16 protein-coding genes and 3 tRNA genes are annotated in these 18,872 nt (G+C 73.6%); 3 read left to right on the top strand and 16 right to left on the bottom strand.

The genetic code is table 11. The features are described from left to right. Positions 1 to 175 precede the first annotated feature (175 nt). From leuS to AB0O19_RS17065, 11 genes are all read right to left on the bottom strand, one after another. The gene (gene leuS / locus AB0O19_RS17115) at positions 176 to 3,058 is read right to left on the bottom strand and encodes a leucine--tRNA ligase (protein ID WP_363620257.1); all 2,883 of its coding nucleotides are present in this window, start codon (positions 3,056 to 3,058) and stop codon (positions 176 to 178) included. Between the two features lie 264 nt (positions 3,059 to 3,322). Continuing rightward, on the bottom strand, positions 3,323 to 4,627 hold the full coding sequence (locus AB0O19_RS17110) for a hypothetical protein (RefSeq protein ID WP_350878238.1): 1,305 nt from the start codon (positions 4,625 to 4,627) through the stop codon (positions 3,323 to 3,325). A 97-nt stretch (positions 4,628 to 4,724) separates the two neighbouring features. Then, positions 4,725 to 4,797: transfer RNA gene (locus tag AB0O19_RS17105), tRNA-Ala, on the bottom strand. A 250-nt stretch (positions 4,798 to 5,047) separates the two neighbouring features. Then, a tRNA-Ala gene (locus tag AB0O19_RS17100) sits at positions 5,048 to 5,120 on the bottom strand. Positions 5,121 to 5,163: 43 nt separating this feature from the next. Beyond that, positions 5,164 to 5,236: transfer RNA gene (locus AB0O19_RS17095), tRNA-Ala, on the bottom strand. Positions 5,237 to 5,451: 215 nt separating this feature from the next. Further along, positions 5,452 to 6,099, bottom strand: coding sequence for a histidine phosphatase family protein (locus AB0O19_RS17090; RefSeq protein ID WP_363620420.1), 648 nt, complete (start codon positions 6,097 to 6,099; stop codon positions 5,452 to 5,454). After that, the gene (rsfS, locus tag AB0O19_RS17085) at positions 6,096 to 6,554 is read right to left on the bottom strand and encodes a ribosome silencing factor (RefSeq protein ID WP_063347541.1); all 459 of its coding nucleotides are present in this window, start codon (positions 6,552 to 6,554) and stop codon (positions 6,096 to 6,098) included. Before rsfS ends, AB0O19_RS17090 begins: the two co-directional genes overlap by 4 nt. A 129-nt stretch (positions 6,555 to 6,683) precedes the next feature. Next, positions 6,684 to 8,495 carry an LCP family protein gene (locus AB0O19_RS17080; RefSeq protein ID WP_363620255.1) on the bottom strand — a complete coding sequence of 604 codons (1,812 nt, stop codon included), beginning with the start codon at positions 8,493 to 8,495 and terminating at the stop codon, positions 6,684 to 6,686. Positions 8,496 to 8,507: 12 nt separating this feature from the next. Beyond that, positions 8,508 to 9,140, bottom strand: coding sequence for a nicotinate-nucleotide adenylyltransferase (gene nadD, locus AB0O19_RS17075; protein WP_363586407.1), 633 nt, complete (start codon positions 9,138 to 9,140; stop codon positions 8,508 to 8,510). A gap of 124 nt (positions 9,141 to 9,264) precedes the next feature. Then, positions 9,265 to 9,420: a hypothetical protein gene (locus AB0O19_RS17070; protein WP_167745857.1), complete on the bottom strand. Its 156-nt coding sequence runs from the start codon at positions 9,418 to 9,420 to the stop codon at positions 9,265 to 9,267. A 152-nt stretch (positions 9,421 to 9,572) separates the two neighbouring features. Further along, positions 9,573 to 9,719: a hypothetical protein gene (locus AB0O19_RS17065; protein ID WP_159398425.1), complete on the bottom strand. Its 147-nt coding sequence runs from the start codon at positions 9,717 to 9,719 to the stop codon at positions 9,573 to 9,575. Between the two features lie 248 nt (positions 9,720 to 9,967). Here AB0O19_RS17065 and AB0O19_RS17060 point away from each other — a divergent pair, with 248 nt between their 5' ends. Next, entirely contained in the window at positions 9,968 to 11,062 is a 1,095-nt protein-coding gene (locus tag AB0O19_RS17060; RefSeq protein WP_363620253.1) for a M48 family metallopeptidase, read from the top strand. Between the two features lie 68 nt (positions 11,063 to 11,130). Here AB0O19_RS17060 and AB0O19_RS17055 read toward each other — a convergent pair whose 3' ends face one another. Next, a complete protein-coding gene (locus tag AB0O19_RS17055) occupies positions 11,131 to 12,528 on the bottom strand; it encodes a DUF2079 domain-containing protein (RefSeq protein ID WP_363620251.1) in 1,398 nt (465 codons plus the stop codon). Positions 12,529 to 12,657: 129 nt separating this feature from the next. On the opposite strand from AB0O19_RS17055, the gene AB0O19_RS17050 reads away from it, so the two are divergent. Together AB0O19_RS17050 and AB0O19_RS17045 are read left to right on the top strand one after the other, a co-directional pair. Next, complete coding sequence (locus AB0O19_RS17050; RefSeq protein WP_363620249.1) at positions 12,658 to 13,335, top strand: response regulator transcription factor; 678 nt, start codon at positions 12,658 to 12,660, stop codon at positions 13,333 to 13,335. Beyond that, positions 13,325 to 14,911, top strand: a complete 1,587-nt coding sequence (locus AB0O19_RS17045; protein WP_363620247.1) for a HAMP domain-containing sensor histidine kinase — start codon at positions 13,325 to 13,327, stop codon at positions 14,909 to 14,911. The genes AB0O19_RS17050 and AB0O19_RS17045 overlap by 11 nt, the downstream gene beginning before the upstream one ends. On the opposite strand, the gene AB0O19_RS17040 is transcribed toward AB0O19_RS17045, so the two are convergent. From AB0O19_RS17040 to AB0O19_RS17025, 4 genes are all read right to left on the bottom strand, one after another. After that, complete coding sequence (locus tag AB0O19_RS17040) at positions 14,912 to 15,970, bottom strand: hypothetical protein (RefSeq protein ID WP_363620245.1); 1,059 nt, start codon at positions 15,968 to 15,970, stop codon at positions 14,912 to 14,914. Between the two features lie 116 nt (positions 15,971 to 16,086). Further along, positions 16,087 to 16,665 (bottom strand): hypothetical protein, encoded by a 579-nt coding sequence (locus AB0O19_RS17035; protein WP_350878246.1) that lies wholly within the window; start codon positions 16,663 to 16,665, stop codon positions 16,087 to 16,089. 133 nt (positions 16,666 to 16,798) lie between these two features. Next, positions 16,799 to 18,121: a glutamate-5-semialdehyde dehydrogenase gene (locus AB0O19_RS17030; protein ID WP_363586413.1), complete on the bottom strand. Its 1,323-nt coding sequence runs from the start codon at positions 18,119 to 18,121 to the stop codon at positions 16,799 to 16,801. A gap of 137 nt (positions 18,122 to 18,258) precedes the next feature. Further along, positions 18,259 to 18,657, bottom strand: a complete 399-nt coding sequence (locus AB0O19_RS17025; RefSeq protein WP_363586437.1) for a hypothetical protein — start codon at positions 18,655 to 18,657, stop codon at positions 18,259 to 18,261. Positions 18,658 to 18,872: the final 215 nt, after the last annotated feature.

The following is an 18,872-nucleotide window of genomic DNA, read 5'->3' as shown; positions in this document are numbered from 1 at the left end:
CGGGCCCGGGCGGCGGAGATCAGGGACAGATCGGGGATCTCCCCGAGGGTTCGCGGGTCCTCCCGGGGCTCCGGGCACGAGCAAGGGCGGGCGTCCCGAAGGACACCCGCCCCAGCAGCCTCAGCCGACCGACTACCAGCCGACCGACCTGAGCCTCGGCCTCTCAGCCTCAGCCTCAGCCGGTAACGATGTTCACCAGCTTCGGCGCCCGCGCGATCACCTTGCGCACCGGCGCCTCGCCGATCGCCGCGACGACGGCCGGGTCGGCCAGCGCCAGCGCCTCCAGCTCGGCGTCCGAGATCGTCGGCGCGACCTCCAGCCGGGCCTTCACCTTGCCCTTGAGCTGCACCACGCAGGTCACCGTCTCGTCCACCACGTACGCCGGGTCGGCGACCGGGTAGTCGGCGTGCGCCAGCGACTCGCCGTGGCCCAGCCGGCGCCACAGCTCCTCGGCGATGTGCGGGGCCAGCGGTGCGACGATCAGGACCAGCTGCTCGGCCACGGCGCGCGGCGTGGAACCGCGCTTGACCAGGTAGTTGTTCAGCTCGATCGCCTTGGCGACGGCCGTGTTGAACCGCAGCCCGGCCATGTCGCCGCGGATGCCGTCGATCGCCTTGTGCAGAGCACGCAGCGTCGCCTCGTCCGGCTCCTCCTCGGTGACGACCAGGTCGCCGGTGGCCTCCGAGACGACGTTGCGCCAAAGCCGCTGCAGGAAGCGGTACGAGCCGACGACGGCGCGGGTGTCCCAGGGGCGCGAGACGTCCAGCGGGCCCATGGACATCTCGTACAGGCGCAGCGTGTCGGCGCCGTACTCGTCGGCGATCTCGTCGGGCGCGACGGCGTTCTTCAGGGACTTGCCCATCTTGCCGGCCTCGCGCTTGACGGCCTCGCCCTGCCAGAAGTACTGGCCGTCGCGATCCTCGACCTCGGCGGCGGGCACCGGGAAGCCTCGCTCGTCGCGGTAGACATCGGCGGTGATCATGCCCTGGTTGAACAGCTTGTGGAACGGCTCGACGGACGAGACGTGGCCCAGGTCGTGCAGCACCTTGTGCCAGAAGCGCGCGTACAGCAGGTGCAGCACGGCGTGCTCGGCACCGCCGACGTACAGGTCGGCGCCGCCGGCCGGCTTGGTGGCCGTGGGGCCCAGCCAGTACTTCTCGTTGGCCGGGTCGACGACCGCCGAGGAGTTCGACGGGTCGACGTAGCGCAGCTCGTACCAGCACGAACCCGCCCAGTTGGGCATGGTGTTGGTCTCGCGTCGGTACGTGCGGACGCCGTCGCCCAGGTCCAGTTCGACGTTGACCCAGGCCTCGTTGCGCGACAGCGGGGTCTTCGGCGAGGAGGTGGCGTCGTACGGGTCGTAGGTGTGCGGCGAGTAGTCCTCGACCTCGGGGACCTCGACCGGCAGCATCGACTCGGGCAGGGCGTGCATCACGCCGTCCTCGTCGTAGACGATCGGGAAGGGCTCGCCCCAGTACCGCTGGCGGCTGAACAGCCAGTCCCGCAGGCGGTAGTTGACGGTGCCCTCGCCGATGCCGCGCTCGGCCAGCCAGGCGGTGACGGCGGCCTTGGCGTCGACGACGCTCAGCCCGTCCAGCGTCAGCCCGTCCCGGGAGGAGTTGACGATGACGGAGTCGTAGGTGTCGAAGGCGTCGTCCCAGGCGGCCGGGTCCTCGCCGCGCCCGTCGGTGGGCTGGACGACGCAGCGCATCGGCAGCGCGAAGGCGCGGGCGAAGGCGAAGTCGCGGTGGTCGTGGGCGGGGACGGCCATGATGGCGCCGGTGCCGTAGCCCATCAGCACGTAGTCGGCGATGAACACCGGGACGGACGCGCCGCTGACCGGGTTCACGGCGTAGGCGCCGGTGAAGACGCCGGTCTTGACCTTGGCCTCGACCTGCCGCTCGACGTCCGACTTGGCGGCGGCGGTGGCCCGGTAGGCGGCGACGGCCTCGGCGGGGGTGGCGGCGCCGCCGGTCCACTCGGCGGGCACGTCCGCGGGCCAGGCGGCCGGGACGATCGAGTCGACCAGGCCGTGCTCGGGGGCCAGCACCATGTAGGTGGCGCCGAACAGGGTGTCGGGCCGGGTGGTGAAGACGGTGATCTTCTCATCGGAGCCGACGGCGAAGTCGACCCGGGCGCCCTCGGAGCGCCCGATCCAGTTGCGCTGCTGCAGCTTGATGGCCTCGGGCCAGTCCAGCAGGTCCAGGTCGGAGATCAGGCGGTCGGAGTACGCGGTGATGCGCATCATCCACTGGCGCAGGTTGGACTTGAACACCGGGAAGTTGCCGCGCTCGGAGCGACCGTCCGCGGTGACCTCCTCGTTGGCCAGGACGGTGCCCAGGCCGGGGCACCAGTTGACCGGCACCTCCTTGGAGTACGCCAGCCGGTACTCGCCCAGCAGTTCGTCGCGCTCGGCGGCGGACAGGTCGGCCCACGGGCGCCCGTCCGGGGTCGGCTTCGCGCCGGACTCGAACCGGGCGATCAGCTCGGCGATCGGCCGGGCCCCGCCGGCCTGCTCGTCGTACCAGGAGTTGAAGATCTGCAGGAAGATCCACTGGGTCCAGCGGTAGTACTCCGGGTCGATCGTGGAGATCGAGCGGCGCGGGTCGTGGCCCAGGCCCAGCCGGCGCAGCTGCTGGCGCATGTTGGCGATGTTGGCCTCGGTGGAGACCCGCGGGTGGGTGCCGGTCTGCACCGCGTACTGCTCGGCGGGCAGGCCGAACGCGTCGTAGCCCAGCGTGTGCAGCACGTTGTGGCCGGTCATCCGCTGGTAGCGGGCGTAGACGTCGGTGGCGATGTAGCCCAGCGGGTGGCCGACGTGCAGGCCCGCGCCCGAGGGGTACGGGAACATGTCCATGATGAAGCTGTGCGGCTTCGCGGCGACGTCACCGGCCTCCGGGTCGGCCAGCGCACCGGCGGGGTTGGGGGCGTTGAAGGTGCCCTCCTTCTCCCAGAGGTCCTGCCAGCGGGACTCGATCTCCGCCGCCAGCGCGGCGCTGTACCGGAACGGCTCGGTCGCGGTCTCGGCCGTGCCGGACGCAGGGGTCGTCTCGCTCATGGTCCTTCAAGCTCCATCGATGTCAGTTGGCGAACCGCGCACACGGCCGGCCCGTGAACGGGGGCGGAAAACAAAAAATCCCCTCGCAGGAGGGGACGCCACGCCGACTCCGGCACCGCCCGAGGGCGTAACCGGTCCTGGTCAGCGCGGCCGGCTAAGGAGCAGGCGCACGGTTCGCATGGGCTCAGGGTACCGCAAGCAGATCAGCGCGCTCCCGGGTATCCACCGGGGCCCGACGGCCCCGGGCCCGCCCCCGCACGGGCCTCACCGCCCCGCCGACGCCGCCGCCCGCGTCGCCGCGTCGAAGTCGCGCAGCGCCCGTGCCAGCCGCTCGGACTGCATGCCCGCCGCGAGCGCCCGGGCGAGCGACGCGGTGCGGGCGGCCTCCCGCTGGTCGCCGAGGCGCCGGTGGGTCTCGGCGAGGCGGACCATCAGCAGCGCCTTGGACCGCCCGCGGCCGGCCCCCAGCCCGGCGACGGCCTCGGCGAGCAGCGCCTTGGCCATCCGGTGCTGGCCGAGTGCCAGCCGCCCCTCCCCCACCATCCCGGCGAGTTCGGCGCGGGCCGCCTCCGTGCCGGGCACGCCGTCGAGTTCGGCGAAGGCCCGGGCGGCGGCGGCCTCGGCCTGCTCGGCCTCGCCCCGGCGGCCGTGCGCGCGGGCGATCCGGCCGAGTTGCCGGGCCCGGCCGGCGGGGCTCAGTACGGAGCCGTGCCGGGCCAGGGCCGTGTTGAGCGCGGCGACGGCGTCCAGGCCGCGCCCGCCGGCGCCCTGGGTGGCGAGCACCACCAGGCCGCCGAGCACGGCGACGCCGAGCCGGGCGTCGCCGCTGACGTGGGCGGCCCGCAGGGCGGCGACGAAGGCGCGCTGGGCGGCCGCGTCGTGGCCGAGGTCGTACGCGGCCCAGCCGGCCAGCCGGGCGAGCCGGCTGGCCGTGCCGTACAGCTCGCGGCCGACCCGTTCGTCGTAGGCGCCGAGTTCCAACAGCTTGGCCAACATGGCGAGTTCGGCCCGGGTGGGGCCGAGGACGAGTCCGCCGCCGCAGGAGCGTTCGAGCCGCTGCTTGCTGCGGTAGGACAGGCCGAGGTCGCCGACGAGGCCGGGGTCGATGCGCAGCGCCCCTTCGCCGCCCCCGACGGGCGGGGGCGGGGAGGCGAGCCGTTCGGCGGCCTGGTCGAGGTCGGCGCCGCGGAAGAGGTCGGTGAGGCGGACGGGCCCGGCGTCGGTGGCGGCCTCGCGCAGCGCGGTCTGGGCGGTGTCGGCGGTCCACGGGTCGGTGAGCAGCCGGGGCGAGAGGATCTTGGCGCCGCGGTGGCCGCCCATCCGGCCCCAGAGCTGTTCGTAGGTGACGGCGATGCCGAGGGTGCGGCTGAGCACTTCGCAGACGGTCTGGTCGTGCGGGCTGCGCGGCACCATGCCGCGGTCGCGCCACTTGTAGGGGGCGGTGGAGCTGATGGCCAGGCCTGGAGGCAGGGCGAGGCTCACCTCGCGGGCGAGCCGTTCCGGACTCCAGCCGAGCTGGTGCAGTATCCGGGCCAGTTCCTCGTTCCGCCTTCTCTCCAGATCGGCCATGGAACGACGGTAGCGGTCTTTCCCGCCGTTCCGCCGGTGGCATGCGCAGAACGCCGAAGGGCCGCCTCCCATTTCGGGAGGCGGCCCTCGACTGCTGTGGAGCTACGGGGAATTGAACCCCGGACCTCTTGCATGCCATGCAAGCGCTCTACCAACTGAGCTACAGCCCCTTGACCTGCGATGTCACCGGGGGCTTTCGACCGTTTCCGTCCGGTTTCCCTCGGCGACATCGCCTACTTTACACGGTCCCGGGGGTGCTCCACGAATCCGTTCCCGGGGGCCCGCGTTCCCACTCCCCCAGGCCCGCGCTCGCCCTCCCCGGAGCCCGTGCTGCCGCCCCCGGGGCCCGCGCCCCACCCCGGAGGCGGCCCGGCAACGCGAGAGGCCGCCACCCGGTGGGTGACGGCCTCTCAACTGCTGTGGAGCTACGGGGAATTGAACCCCGGACCTCTTGCATGCCATGCAAGCGCTCTACCAACTGAGCTACAGCCCCGCGACACGGGCGCTCCTGACCGAACAGGAGCGCTGGTGCGGAGTGGAGCTATGGGGAATTGAACCCCAGACCTCTTGCATGCCATGCAAGCGCTCTACCAACTGAGCTATAGCCCCGCAGTCGTCGGATCTCCCGCTTCCCTTCCGGGCCGCGTTCCTTCCCTGCGAACGAGGAAAACTCTAGCTGGTCAGGCCCGGAACTGCGAAATCCGCCCCCGCGGAGCCCCTGCAAGCCCCCTGCGAAGCCCCTGCACGCCCCTGGCGAGCCCCTGCGTGCCCGCAACCCAGCCCAGCCAGCCCAGCCCAGCCCCACCCCGCGACGCGCCCGTCGCTCAGGTGTCGTCGCCGATGACCGGCTGCGGGAGCGTGCCCGCGTTGTGCTCCAGCAGGCGCCAGCCGCGCGCGCCCTGCCCGAGCACCGACCAGCAGCAGTTGGACAGGCCGCCGAAGCACTCCCACTGGACCGGGTCCAGGTCCAGCAGCCGCCCGAGCATGGTGCGGATGGTGCCGCCGTGGCTGACCACCACCAGCGTCCCGTCCTCCGGCAGCTTGTCGACGGCCTCCAGCACGACCGGCACCGAGCGGTCGGCGACCTCGGTGGCCAGTTCGCCGCCGCCGCGCCGCACCGGCTCGCCGGCCGCCCAGGCCGCGTACTCCTGCGGGAAGCGGTCGCGGATCTCGGCGTTGGTCAGGCCCTGCCAGGAGCCCGCATAGGTCTCCCGCAGGCCCTCGTGGTGCTGCACGTCGAGGCCGGTGACCTTGGCCAGTTCCTCGGCCGTGCGCTTGGCCCGGGTGAGGTCGGAGGAGATCAGCAGGTCGGGGCGCAGGCCGGAGAGCAGCCGGGCCGCCCGCTGGGCCTGGAGGACGCCCTGACCGGTCAGTTCGATGTCCGTGGTGCCCTGGAAGCGGGACTCCAGGTTCCACGAGGTCTGGCCGTGGCGCCAGAAGACGACGCGCGGCCCCCGCCCGTCCCGGCTCAGTGCAGGTCCTCGGGCTTGCCGAAGTCGTCGGCCGGGGCGACGACGTTGCCGGCCTCGTCGGTGTGGGCGTCGGGCCGGTTGCGCGTGGCCAGGGCGTCCTCGGGCAGCGGCAGCTCGGGGCAGTCCTTCCAGAGGCGGTCCAGCGAGTAGAAGGAGCGCTCCTCGGAGTGCTGGACGTGCACGACGATGTCCAGGTAGTCGAGCAGGATCCAGCGGCCGTCGCGCTCGCCCTCGCGGCGCACCGGCTTGATGTCCAGCTGCTCGCGCAGCTGGTCCTCGATCTCCTCGGCGATCGACCGGACCTGGCGGTCGTTGTTGGCGGAGGCGATCAGGAAGGCGTCGGTGATCGACAGCACCTCGCTGACGTCGAAGGCGATGATGTTGTGCGCGAGCTTGTCGGCCGCCGCCTGCGCGGCGACGGTGATGAGCTGCTGGCTGTGGTCGGTGACGGTCACGGTGTTCTTCCGGCTCGGCGGCTTGGGGGCGACCCCCGGCTCCTGGCCGGGGGTCGCCTTCCAGGATCTCACGCCGCCCGGGCGGCCCCGGAACGCTTTTCCGGGGCCGCCCGGGCCGGAGGCCGCGGCCTACTGGCTCTTCGGCGGCTGGTAGTCCTTGCCGAGCACGACCACCAGGTCCGCGTTCTGGGCGTCGCCGACCTTCTTCACCGCCGTGTCCGGCAGTCCGAGGCTGATCGCCAGCGACTTCGCCGCGGCCTGCCGGGCGTCGTCGGTGTAGCGGATCTCACTGGCGGCCTGCGCGGCGGCCTTGGAGCCGCCGGGCAGGAAGGTCAGGCCGGAGTTCACGATCTGGACCTGTGCGGCGGCCGCCGCCTGGTCGTTGCCGGTGGCGTCCTGGAGCGAGACCCGGGCGGGGGAGTCGGCGGAGGCCGCGGACTTCACGGTGCCGCCGAGCACGTCCTTGACCTGCTTGCCGGCGGTGGCGTCGTCCAGGCCGCCGTCCGGTTTGACGGTCAGCGCGGTGGTGCCGAGGTGGCCGTCCTTCGCCTGCTGGGCGAGCTGGGCGAGCACCCCGGCGAGGGCGTCCTCGGGCAGCGAGGGGTCGAGCACCGCGTTCATCCGGTGCACGTCGTCCTTGGCGTCCTTGAACTCGGTGGGCATGGTGCGCACCACGGCGTCCATCACCTGTCCGAACCGGGCCAGTTGGGCGTCCCGGTTCTCGCCGGACGCCTGGAGGGTGGCGTAGGCGACCGCGGCCTTCCCGTTCAGCAAGGTGTTCTTGCCGGCCGCGGACAGCAGCTTGCCGTCCGGCTTTCCGCCCTCGTGGGTCTCCGCGTTGGTGTCCACCCGGACGCCGCCGAGCTGGGAGACCAGCATCTCCAGGTAGGGGGTGTCCAGCCGCCAGGTGCCCGCGACCGGGGCGCCGAGCACGGTGGACAGGCCGTCGCGGGTCGCGGAGGCGCCGATGCTGTCCATGGCCTGGCCGACGGTGGTGACCGGCGGGTCACCGGGGCCGGGCAGCCGCAGGGTGTCGGGCAGCAGGAGCACGGTGCCCTTCTTCCCGGTGGAGTCGTTGACCAGCAGCGCGCTGGAGACCTTGCCCTGGAGGTCGCGCAGGTGGACCACGTTGACCTGGCGCGGACCGGCCGCGCTCGCCGCGGTCTGCTTGTCGCCGGTGAACCAGAGGTAGCCGCCGGTGCCGGCCGCCGCGAGCGCCACCACCACGCCGAGGCCGATCAGCCGGTTGCGCAGCCGGCGGCGGCGCTCGGCGCGCACCTCGCTGCGGGACTCGGCGAACTTCAGCCAGTCGATGACGTCCTCGGACTCCTCCTCCTCGTCGACGAAGGTGAACTCGTCCGTGGGGTAGTCGTCCTTGGCGGCCTTGCCGCCGGACTTCCCGGCCCGGGCCCCGCCGACCAGTTCGGACGGCGGCTCGGGCTTGGCGCCCGCCGCCTCGGCGGCGGGCCGGGGCACGCGCGGGCGCGGCGGCGCGGGGGCGACGGGCGCGGGCGCGACGACGGCCTCGGGCTCGACCGCCGCCTGTGCACCCGCCGCCGGCGCGGCCGGGTAGGCCTGCTGCTGGTAGCCGCCCCCGGCCTCCGGCCCGGGCGACCCCCATCCGCCGTACGCCGGGTCCTGGTAGCCGTAGCCCCCCTGCTGCTGGTACGCCTGCACGGGCTGCCCGTACTGGTCGTACTGCTGGTCGTACTGCTGCGGGGGCTGCTGGTGCGCCTGGTAGGGCTGCTGCTCCTGGTAGCCGCCGTACGGGTCCGCCGTATACACCGGCTGCCCGTACTGGTCGTACTGCTGCTGGTCGTACTGCTGCTGCGGAGGTTGTTCAGGCTGCTGCTGGTAGCCCTGGTACTGCTGGTACTGCCCGGTCGACCAGTCCTCCGGCTGCTGCTGGTGCCGCTGGCCTCCGCCGCTTCGCTCGGTCACGCCCGCTCCTGGTCAGGTCCGGTGCGGCGCGTAGAGCGCCCGCTTGTCGATGTAGCGGACCACGCCGTCCGGGACGAGGTACCAGACCGGTTCGCCCTTAGCGACCCGGTTGCGGCAGTCCGTGGAGGAGATGGCCAGCGCGGGGACCTCGACCAGGGAGACCCCGCCCACCGGGAGACCGGCGTCCGACAGGGTGTGTCCCGGGCGGGTGCACCCGATGAAGTGCGCGAGCGAGAAGAGCTCGTCGGAGTCGCGCCAGGAGAGGATCTGGGCGAGCGCGTCGGCGCCGGTGATGAAGAAGAGGTCGGCGTCCGGGTGCTGCGAGCGCAGGTCGCGCAGGGTGTCGACGGTGTACGTCGGGCCCTCGCGGTCGATGTCGATCCGGCTGACCGAGAACTGCGGGTTCTCGGCGGTGGCGATGACCGTCATCAGGTAGCGGTCCTCGGCCGGGGTGACGTGGCGGTCGCTCTTCTGCCACGGCTGCCCGGTCGGCACGAAGATCACCTCGTCCAGGTGGAACGCGCTCGCCACCTCGCTGGCGGCGACCAGGTGGCCGTGGTGGATCGGGTCGAAGGTGCCGCCCATCACCCCGAGGCGCTTCTTCACCGGTTCCGGTCCGCCGGGATTCCCGGCCTGCTCTCCCATGCCGCCACACCTTACGCGACGCCCGTTACGGTGCGGGAACGCCCGGGTGGGGGTTGTCCGAAGACGCGTGAGGGAGCGGCCGGCCGGTACGCCGGACGCTCCCCGAGCGGCCCCGGGAGGCGGCTCAGCGGTCCCGGTTGAAGCGGGTGGTCACGAAGAGCAGGAGCGCCAGGATGAACAGTGCGGCGCCACCCGTCAGGTACGGGTTCAGGCTCTCGTGGTTGCCCCCCTCGCTCTCGGCGAGCAGGTTCAGGACGGGGAGTGCGGCGGCAGTGTTCATGGTCGGCGGGACCTTCTCGGCTCGGGTGAACGGACCAGGGGTTCTTCCGGGCCGGTGAAGGCCCACCTGTCATCGTACGGGGGCTTACCCGGCAACCGCTCGGCGGCCCACCGCCGCTGACCGGGCGTGAGCCTGAACCGGGGCGGCGGTGCTCAGTTGCCGCGGAAGGCCCGCGCCATGATCCAGACCAGCAGGCCGACGCCGACGAACGACGCCACCACGATGATCCGCAGGAACAGGCCCGGGCCGGCCTCGTTGGAGATGGGCGCGGCCAGGCTGACAAGCGCGTCGGTGGACATCTGCGGGGCTCCTCGAACTGCTCGGTACCGGGGCCGGGTCCGGTCTCGGTTCTCCAGGGCATTCAGGGTAGACCGGCCTCACACCGGCGGCGCCCACCGGCCCCTGCGGCGTGGCCCGGCCCGCGCGTACGCTGGCCGCGGGGACGAGTACGCAACCGCGGACGTTGCAAGGACAGTCGTTGCAGGCGTAGACCAGCGGGGGCCGGCCGCCGGGCCGGGGCCGCCGTCGACCAGGAGGTACTCAGACCATGACCGACCCGACCGCGAAGACCCCGAGCCGGCGCCGCCAGCGCTTCCCCGACATCTCCACCCGCGCCTGGGAGCACCCCGCGGACCGTTCCGCCCTGGTCGCCCTGCGCAAGCTCACCGGCTTCGACGACGTCCTGAGGAAGCTCGCCGGGCTGGTGTCCGAGCGCTCGATCCGGCTGATGTTCCTGGCCACCGCCGTGAAGACCTCCGAGCGCCAGTTCCCCGAGCTGTACGACATGGTGCGCGACGCCGCCTACGTGCTCGACCTGGAGCAGGTCCCGGACCTGTACGTCACCCAGGACCCGACGGTCAACGCGTACTGCATCGGCATCGACACCCCGATCATCGTGATCACCAGCGGCCTGATCGAGCTGCTCGACGAGGAGGAGCTGCGCTCGGTCATCGGCCACGAGGTCGGCCACGCGATGTCCGGCCACGCGGTCTACCGGACGATGCTGATGATCCTCACCAACATCGCCACCCGGGTCGCCTGGGTGCCGCTCGGCAACCTGGCGATCATGGCGATCGTCACCGCGCTCAAGGAGTGGTTCCGCAAGGCGGAGCTGTCCAGCGACCGGGCCGGCCTGCTCGCCGGGCAGGACGTCCAGGCGTCCATGCGCGCCCTGATGAAACTGGCCGGCGGGCACAACCTGGCCGAACTGAACGTCGACGCCTTCCTGGAGCAGGCCGAGGAATACGACAAGGCCGGCGACCTGCGCGACGGCGTGCTCAAGCTGCTCCAACTGCTGCCGCAGAGCCACCCGTTCGCGGTGGTACGGGTCGCCCAGCTGAAGAAGTGGGCGGAGAGCGACGAGTACCGCTCGATCCTGGCCGGCGCCTACCCGCGTCGCACCGACGACCCGGACACCTCGGTCGGCGAGCAGTGGAAGGCCGCCGCCGACCACTACACGACCTCGGTGAAGGAGAGCAAGGACCCGCTGATGGGCCTGATCCGCGACGTGGCCGGCGGCGCCGCGACCGTCGGCGGCAAGCTCCGCGACACCTTCGCCGACACGTTCACCGGCGGCTCCCGCAGCGGCTCCGCCACCCGCGAGGACGGCCGCACCGACCGGGGCGAGCGCACCGACGGCTGACCCGCCGCACCCGAAACCGACGGCCGGTGCGCCCCGCCCGGGGTCACCGGCCGTCGGTCTGCCGGGGCCTACCCCGGCTGCCAGTGGTACACCGCCACCCCGGCCCCGTCCGCCACCCGCCGGTACCCGCCGCCGTCGACCAGGCCGGCCAGGAACCGCCGCTGCTCCGCCACCGGCACCGGGAAAGCGTCCGGCTCCTCCAGGACCGCCACCCACTCCGCCACCGGCCGCCCCCAGCCGCCCGGCCCGCCCGCCCCGCCCGGCGGCGTCAGGTACGGGAACAGCGACACCGTGCAGCGCCCGGTCAGCTGCGGCGCCAGGCGGTTGGCGGCGGCCACCCGGGCGCCGTCCGGGACGACCGCCAGCACCCGGCGCACCTGCGCCGCCCGCCCGTCGCCCCGCCGGGCGTCCCCCGACAGCACGCCCGCCACCGGGCCGGTCGCGGTCAGCGCCACCGTGACGGCGAGCATCCCCGCCGCCACCGGCAGCCCCCGGCCCAGCCGGGGCAACCGGCCCAGCCGGGGCAACAGCAGGCCCACCCCGTGCAGCCCCGCCGTGCACAGCAGCGGCACCAGCACCGCGTCGTAGTGCTGCCCGGTGCGCCAGAACGCCGGATTGACCACCCAGAACCGGGCCGCCAGCAGCACGCCCGCCAGCAGCACCAGCGGCGAGCGCAGCGCCAGCAGCAGCGTCGGTGCCAGCAGCAGCAGGACGGTCAGCGCCTTGACCGCCGGGAACAGCAGCCGGACCACCGGGTTCCCGCCGTCGGGCTCCCCCATGTGCGCGTACGTGTACTCGCCGCCCGGGTTCACCGCCGGGATCACCACCAGGGTGACCAGCAGCCCGGCCGCCACCGCCACCAGCACGGTGACCGCCCCCAGCCGGCGCCGCCCGCGCCACCACACGTAGCCGCCGACCGCCGCGACCAGCAGCGCCTGGTCCTCCTTGACCAGCAGCAGCGGCAGCGCCCACGCCACCGCCGGGCCGTACCGCTCCCGGGCCAGCGCCACCACCGCGGCCGCCGCGAGCGGCACCGCGAAGGCCACCTCGTGGAAGTCGAACGCCACCGCGCTCTGCAACCCCGCCGACAGCCCGTACGCGACCCCGGCGACCGCCCCGCCCGCCGGCCCCAGCACCCGCACCGCGTACGCCGTCACCGGCACCGCGGACAGCGCCACCAGCACCGCCTGCGCCACCAGCAGCGTGCCGGGGCCCGGCCAGAGCCGGTAGAACGGCGCCAGCACCGCCAGCACCGGGCTGAAGTGGTCGCCCAGGAGGTTGAAGCCCGTACCCTTCAGCGCGACCACCGGTGCTTCGAGCCGGGAGTAGGCGCGCACCGCCTCCTCGAAGATGCCCAAGTCGAAACCCGAACTCTCCAACCGGGCGTGCCGGGTGAGCGAGACCGCCGCGTACAGCGGGGCGAACAGGGCGGCCACCGACCACGGCAGCACACGTCGGAAATCCATGGTCCGGACGCTAGGAATTCCGCACTGAAGGGAAACTGAGGAAAGCTGAGGAAAACTTCAGTTCGGATATCCCGGGCAAGCCGGTCAAGGCCGTTGCGGGAAAACGGAATTCCACCAAGGATGGGCGTCATGCGGCTACTGATCGTCGAGGACGAGGAGCGGCTCGCGCAGTCCCTGAGACAGGGACTGGCGGCCGAGGGATACGCGGTCGACCTGGCGGCCGACGGCGTCCAGGGGCTCGAACTCGCCCTCGTCGAGCCCTATTCGGTGATCGTGCTCGATCTGATGCTGCCCGGCCTCAACGGCTTCAAGGTCTGCCGCGAACTGCGCGGCGCCGGGAATTCCGTACCGATTCTGATGCTCACCGCGAAGAACGGCGAGTACGACGAGGCCGAGGCGCTGGACTGCGGCGCCGACGACTTCCTCAGCAAACCGTTCTCCTACGTCGTGCTCACCGCCCGGCTGCGCGCCCTGCTGCGCCGCGGCGCCGTCGCCCGCCCACCGGTGCTCGCGGTCGGCGCGCTGCGGATCGACCCGGCGGCCCGCCGCTGCACCGCCGCCGACCGACAGGTCCGGCTCACCGCCAAGGAGTTCGCCGTGCTGGAGTGCCTGGCCCACCGACCCGGCGAGGTGATCCCCAAGGGCGGCATCCTGGACACCGTCTGGGACGCCGCCTTCCGGGGCGACGTGAACATCGTCGAGGTCTACATCGCCGCCCTGCGGCGGAAACTGGACGTGCCCGGCATCGGCTGCCGGATCGAGACGGTGCGCGGCGCCGGATACCGGCTGGTGCCCGATGCGCGCTGACCGCCTCCGCCCGCTGCTGCGCCCCTGGCACCGCTCCTCGCTCCGCATCCGCGCCGCCCTCGGCGCGGCCCTCGCCTCGGTGCTGGCCTTCTCGGTGGCCAGCCTCTGGGTCGGCGGCGCGGTCCACGACCAGTGGACGGCCGTCACCGAGAAGCAGGCCGAGCGCAGCATCCAACTCGTCACCCACGACATACCCGGCGGTTCACAGACCTGGGTCGAATCCCTGCAGGAGTCCTTCGTCCTGGTCCTGGCGGACGGACGGCTGGCGTTCCCGGTCCGCCCCTGGGACGCCGGCCGCGTCTGGAACGACACCCGCACGAACGCCTCCTGGGTCCAGGCCAGCACCCTGCTGGAGGAGTACGCCGGTCTGCCGGTCGAACCCTTCGCCAAGATGCCGTCCTACCCCCAGGACGCCACCCCGGGCCGCACCGACCGGATCCGGATCCACCTGCCCGTCCACACCCGGCTGTGGCACCCGCCGCGGAGCGGCCCCGACCTCACCGACCGGGACGTCACCCTGCTCAAGCGGATCACCGACCAGGCGTCCTCGGAGGCGCTGGAGAAGTACACCGGCATCGCGGGCCTGCCGGCCCAGCGCGTCACCGTCTACCTGCTGGTCAACCCCACCGCCGCCGACCAGGCCGAGGACCGGACCACCGGCATCCTGCTGCGCTACGTGCTGCCCGCCGCGACCCTGTTCACCGCCCTGATCGCCTGGCTGGTCACCGGCCTGGCGCTACGCCCGGTGGAGTCGATCCGCCGGGGCATGGCCCGGATCGGCGCCGGCGCCTTCCACGAGCGCGTCCCGGTGCCGCCCTCGCGGGACGCCATCGCGCGGCTGGCCGAGACCACCAACACCACGCTCGGCCGCCTGGAACACGCGATCGACGAGCAGCGCCGGCTGGTCTCGGACGCCTCGCACGAGCTGCGCAGCCCACTGGCCGCACTGCGCAACTCGCTGGAGGTGCCGCTGGCCCACCCGGCAGGCGTGGAGTGGCCGCAGGTGGTGCGCGACGCGCTCACCGACACCGAGCGGCTGCAACTGCTCACCGACGACCTGCTGCTGCTCGCCGCCGTCGAGGAGCCCACCGGGCCGCTCGGCGGCGAGCCGGTGGACCTCGCCGACCTGGTCGGCGAGCAGCTCGGCGAACGCACCCACCTGCCCTCCGGCGGGCCCGCCTTCCTGGCCGTCTCCCTGGAGCCCGCACCCGTCCCGGGCAGCGAACTGCGGCTGGGCCGGCTGGTGCGCAACCTGCTCGACAACGCCGCCCGGCACGCCCGCACCGCCGTCGCCGTCTCGGTGACCGTCGAGGACGGGCACGCCGTGCTGACCGTCACGGACGACGGCCCGGGCATCCCGCCGGAGGACCGGGAGCGGGTCTTCGACCGGTTCGTCCGGCTGGACGACGCCCGCTCCCGCGACGCCGGCGGCGCCGGCCTGGGCCTCGCCCTGGTCCGCTCGATCGCCCGCGGCGTCCACGGCACCGCCGCCTTCACCGACCCGCCGTCGCCCGGCCCGGGCGCCCGCGCGGTGGTCCGCCTCCCGCTCGCCGCCGGCGCCCCGGACAGGACCTGACTAAGGCGCGAGCACCCCGCACACCTGCCAGGCCGGCTGCGCGTGGTTGCCCGGGTCGATCGGCGCCGGCAGCGGGACCTGAGTGCCCTGCGGGGTGGCCAGTACCGGCTGGAGGAAGCCGGCCATCGAGGTGGTGCAGGGCTCCGGCCCGGCCTGGACCACCGAGTCCACCAGCCGCAGCTGGGCCGAGGCCAGGTCGACCCGGTCGAACTGGAAGGTCAGCTGCCGCCGGACGGTCTCCAGGGTCACCGGCGCACCGGCCGCGGCTCCGGCCGGCTTCAGCGCGTAGACGAAGGTGTGGTCGGTGGTGATCTGCAGCGTGCCGCCGTCGGCCTCGTCGATCCGCATCGCGCCGGTCACCTTCACGGTGTCGGCGGCCAGCGCGACCTGCGCCGGGTCGAAGCGCACCAGCCAGCCGGTCAGCGCGTGGTGCCGGTCGTCGACCGGCTGGGTCACACTGGTGTCGAACTGGGCCTGCTCCCCGGGGGTGACGAAGGCCCGCACCTCGGCGGTCGCGCCCTGGACGAGGGTGGCCGGGGCCAGCGAGGAGGCCACCAGGTAGCGCTGGACGGTGTCGAGCGCCTTGGTCACCTCGACCCGGCTGAAGTGCTCGGTGGCGGCCCCGGTCGGGGTGCCCAGTCCGATCGCCCCGTCGCTGTACCCGACCGGCAGCGCGGCGAACGGGTTCGCCGGGTCGGCGACCGGCCGGACCACCGAGGCCGGGCTCAACGCGACCAGGCTGACCGTCAGTTGGCTGCCCTCGGGCCGGGCCGAGATCCGGTTCGGCGAGCTGACCCCGAAGTACACCGCGGCCCCGAAGGCCAGCAGCACGAGCAGCAGCAGCGCGAGCGCCTGCCGCGGCACGCTGCCCAGCGGGCCGAACCGCACCCGCGGGCGGGTGGCCCGGCCGAAGGACCCGGCCAGCCTCTCCCGGGCGGACAGCTCCTGGATCCGGGCAGCCCGGACGAAGGACTCGTCGAAGACGACGGACCGGTACTCGTCCTCATTGCCGGAACCACCGTCGGGCGCACCCTCAGGAGGCTCTCGCGGGTCACCCATGACACCAGGGTAAGGCGCGCCGTCGCCCCTCCACGAGGGTGCGACCGCAGATTCCCGGGAACGCCCCGCAACCGCCCGCCCCGGCGCGCACCACCCCTGCGCCACGCCCTACGACGTCACCCCGCAGGTGCCGTGACCACGAGCGACGGCTCGGCGGGCGCGGGCCTCGGGTCGGTCCCGGGGCTGCTGCTGCCGGACTCCGGGCGCCGGGGCGCGCCGGAGGAGCCGCCCACGCCCTGGTAGATCGCCGCGACCGCGACGGCCACCAGGCTCACGCCCATGATCACGGCGAGCACCCAGGCCACCGGCCGGTGCCAGCGCTGCTGGGCCACGTACCGCCCGCGCCCGCGCGCCGGGTCGTAGCCGCGCCGGCGGCGGCCCGGGCGGCCGGTCGCCCGGCCGGGGCCCGACCAGGGATCGGGGTACAGGTGGTCGTCGTCGAGTCCGCTCGGGTGCGGGCGCAGCTCCAGCGGCAGCCCGTCCCCGGCGGTGACGTCATAGCCCCAGACCGGGCCCGCGGTGTCCGGCTCGAACCGGGCCTCGGCGGCGGCGAGCTGCCGCTCCTTGGCCGTCGGCTCGTGCACGGCGGCGGACCGGACGAAGGCCTCATCGAAGACCACGGTGGCGAACTCGTCGTCCGCACCACCGTGGTCGGCGCCGTCGGGGTACGGCGAGCCCCCCACATCGTCAGCCACGGCTTCAGCGTATTACCGGGCGGCCGATTTGTCTGTGGCTCATCGCAGTTGGTCCGTCACACGTGTGACGCGGGCCGCCGCGGACCGCCCCGGGGCCCGGCCGGCCCGCCGCGCGGGCCGGGACGGGCCGCGCTCAGCGCACGTCCGCGTCCCCGCCCACGGTCTGCGTCGCCTCGCCGCGCACGTGCCCGTCACCAGTGACGATGTACTTGGTGCTGGTCAGCTCGGGCAGGCCCATCGGGCCGCGGGCGTGCAGCTTCTGGGTGGAGATGCCGATCTCCGCGCCGAAGCCGAACTCGGCGCCGTCGGTGAAGCGGGTGGAGGCGTTGACGGCCACCGTGGTCGAGTCGACCAGCCGGGTGAAGCGCCGGGCGGCGGCCTGCGAGGTGGTGACGATCGCCTCGGTGTGGCCGGAGGACCAGCGGCGGATGTGCTCGACGGCGGCGTCCAGCGAGGGCACCACGGCCGCGGCCAGGTCGTAGGACAGGTACTCGGCGCCCCAGTCCTCGTCGGTGGCGGGCACCACGGTGGCGGCGCCGCCCTCGGCGGCCTTGAGCACCGCGTCGTCGCCGTGCACGGTCACCCCGGCCTCGGCGAGGGCGGCCAGCGCGAGCGGCAGGAAGGCGTCCGCGACGTCCTGGTGGACGAGCAGCGTCTCGGCCGCGTTGCAGACGCTGACCCGCTGCGCCTTGGAGTTCAGCAGGATGCCGACGGCCATCGCCAGGTCGGTCTGCGCGTCCACGTAGACGTGGCAGTTGCCGGTGCCGGTCTCGATCACGGGCACGGTCGAGCCCTCGACCACCGTGCGGATCAGCGAGGCCCCGCCGCGCGGGATCAGCACGTCGACCAGGCCGCGGGCCCGCATCAGCTCCTGGACGGAGTCCCGGCTCTCGCCCGGGACGAGCTGGACGGCGTCGGCGGGCAGCCCGGCCGCGGCGACCGCGTCCCGCAGGACGGCGACCAGCGCGGTGTTGGAGCGGTAGGCGGAGGCCGAGCCGCGCAGCAGCACGGCGTTGCCGGACTTGAGGCAGAGCGCGGCGGCGTCCACCGTGACGTTCGGCCGGGCCTCGTAGATGATGCCGACCACGCCGAGCGGCACCCGCACCTGGCGCACGTCCAGGCCGTTGGGCAGGGTGTAGCCGCGCAGCACCTCGCCGACCGGGTCGGGCAGGCCGACGACGTCGCGCACGTCGGAGGCGATCGCGGCGATCCGCTCGTGGTCGAGACTCAGCCGGTCGATCACCGACTCGGCGGTGCCGGCCGCGCGGGCGCGGGCCACGTCCTCGGCGTTGGCGGCGGTGATCTCGGCGCTGCGGGCCACCAGGGCGTCCGCGATCGCCAGCAGCGCGGCGTCCTTCGCCCTGCGCGGCAGCGGGGCGAGCGCGGCGGCGGCCTCCCGGGCTCGGCGCGCTACGGCGAGGACGGGGCTGTCGGCGGTGGCGAGGTCGCTGCTCATGCGCCAAGGGTAGCGACTGCGCAGGGCCCGCCGAGCGGCCATTTCGCCCGGTGAGACGGCCTGGCGGGACGGTTCTCCCCTGTGGCTCACCCCTCTCCGGGCCTCATCCCGGGGGCCGCGCCGGGGGGGCGTCCCCCTCAGTACGGGTGCACCCCGCCCAGGTGCGGCGGCGGATCGCCGAAGCCCTCCGCCACCCGCTTGTGGTACGTCGCCCGGTCGACCACCTCCAGGCCGACGATCTCCCACGGCGGCAGGTTCGCGGTGACCTTGTGCTCGCCCCACAGCCGCAGCGCTATCGCCGCCGCGTCGTGCAGGTCCCGGGCCTGCTCCCAGTACCGGATCTCGGCGTGGTCGGCGGCGTAGCGGGCGGTGAGGAAGAACGAGTGGTCGTGCGCCAGCCGCTCCAGCGAGGCCCGCAGCGAGGACAGCGGGGTGACCTGCCCGGACACGCTCAGCACCACGTGCCAGAGCCGGGCCTGCTCGGGCACGGTGGGCGGCTCCCCCGGGTCCGCGTGCTGCGACCGCGGCCTGCGCATCCCGCCGGGCCCCTGCGGCGGCGGACCGGCCGGCTCGGCGGGTCCGTCCCCGCGTCCGCCGTCGATGCTGGTCAGCCGCCGGCCCGCCGTCCCTGCGGTCAGCGTTGCCTCGCTTCTGCGTTCCACCGGCGGCCTCCTGTTCGGCGATGTCGTGTCGTCCCCCGCACCGGACCCGCCGGCCCGCGGCCGACCGGTACGGCTGCACCGCTCCTCGC

This window comes from Kitasatospora sp. NPDC091276 (assembly GCF_040684355.1).
Taxonomy (GTDB): Bacteria; Actinomycetota; Actinomycetes; order Streptomycetales; family Streptomycetaceae; genus Kitasatospora.
The sequence above is the reverse complement of the archived record's forward strand: the minus strand, read 5'-3'. Positions and strand labels throughout refer to the sequence as shown.

Excerpts from the sequence above, each read along its gene's own strand:
- leuS (WP_363620257.1), bottom strand. The coding sequence starts at position 3,058 with ATGAGCGAGACGACCCCTGCGTCCGGCACGGCCGAGACCGCGACCGAG.
- AB0O19_RS17110 (WP_350878238.1), bottom strand. The coding sequence starts at position 4,627 with ATGGCCGATCTGGAGAGAAGGCGGAACGAGGAACTGGCCCGGATACTG.
- nadD (WP_363586407.1), bottom strand. The coding sequence starts at position 9,140 with ATGGGAGAGCAGGCCGGGAATCCCGGCGGACCGGAACCGGTGAAGAAG.
- AB0O19_RS17070 (WP_167745857.1), bottom strand. The coding sequence starts at position 9,420 with ATGAACACTGCCGCCGCACTCCCCGTCCTGAACCTGCTCGCCGAGAGC.
- AB0O19_RS17065 (WP_159398425.1), bottom strand. The coding sequence starts at position 9,719 with ATGTCCACCGACGCGCTTGTCAGCCTGGCCGCGCCCATCTCCAACGAG.
- AB0O19_RS17060 (WP_363620253.1), top strand. The coding sequence starts at position 9,968 with ATGACCGACCCGACCGCGAAGACCCCGAGCCGGCGCCGCCAGCGCTTC.
- AB0O19_RS17055 (WP_363620251.1), bottom strand. The coding sequence starts at position 12,528 with ATGGATTTCCGACGTGTGCTGCCGTGGTCGGTGGCCGCCCTGTTCGCC.
- AB0O19_RS17050 (WP_363620249.1), top strand. The coding sequence starts at position 12,658 with ATGCGGCTACTGATCGTCGAGGACGAGGAGCGGCTCGCGCAGTCCCTG.
- AB0O19_RS17045 (WP_363620247.1), top strand. The coding sequence starts at position 13,325 with ATGCGCGCTGACCGCCTCCGCCCGCTGCTGCGCCCCTGGCACCGCTCC.
- AB0O19_RS17040 (WP_363620245.1), bottom strand. The coding sequence starts at position 15,970 with ATGGGTGACCCGCGAGAGCCTCCTGAGGGTGCGCCCGACGGTGGTTCC.
- AB0O19_RS17030 (WP_363586413.1), bottom strand. The coding sequence starts at position 18,121 with ATGAGCAGCGACCTCGCCACCGCCGACAGCCCCGTCCTCGCCGTAGCG.
- AB0O19_RS17025 (WP_363586437.1), bottom strand. The coding sequence starts at position 18,657 with ATGCGCAGGCCGCGGTCGCAGCACGCGGACCCGGGGGAGCCGCCCACC.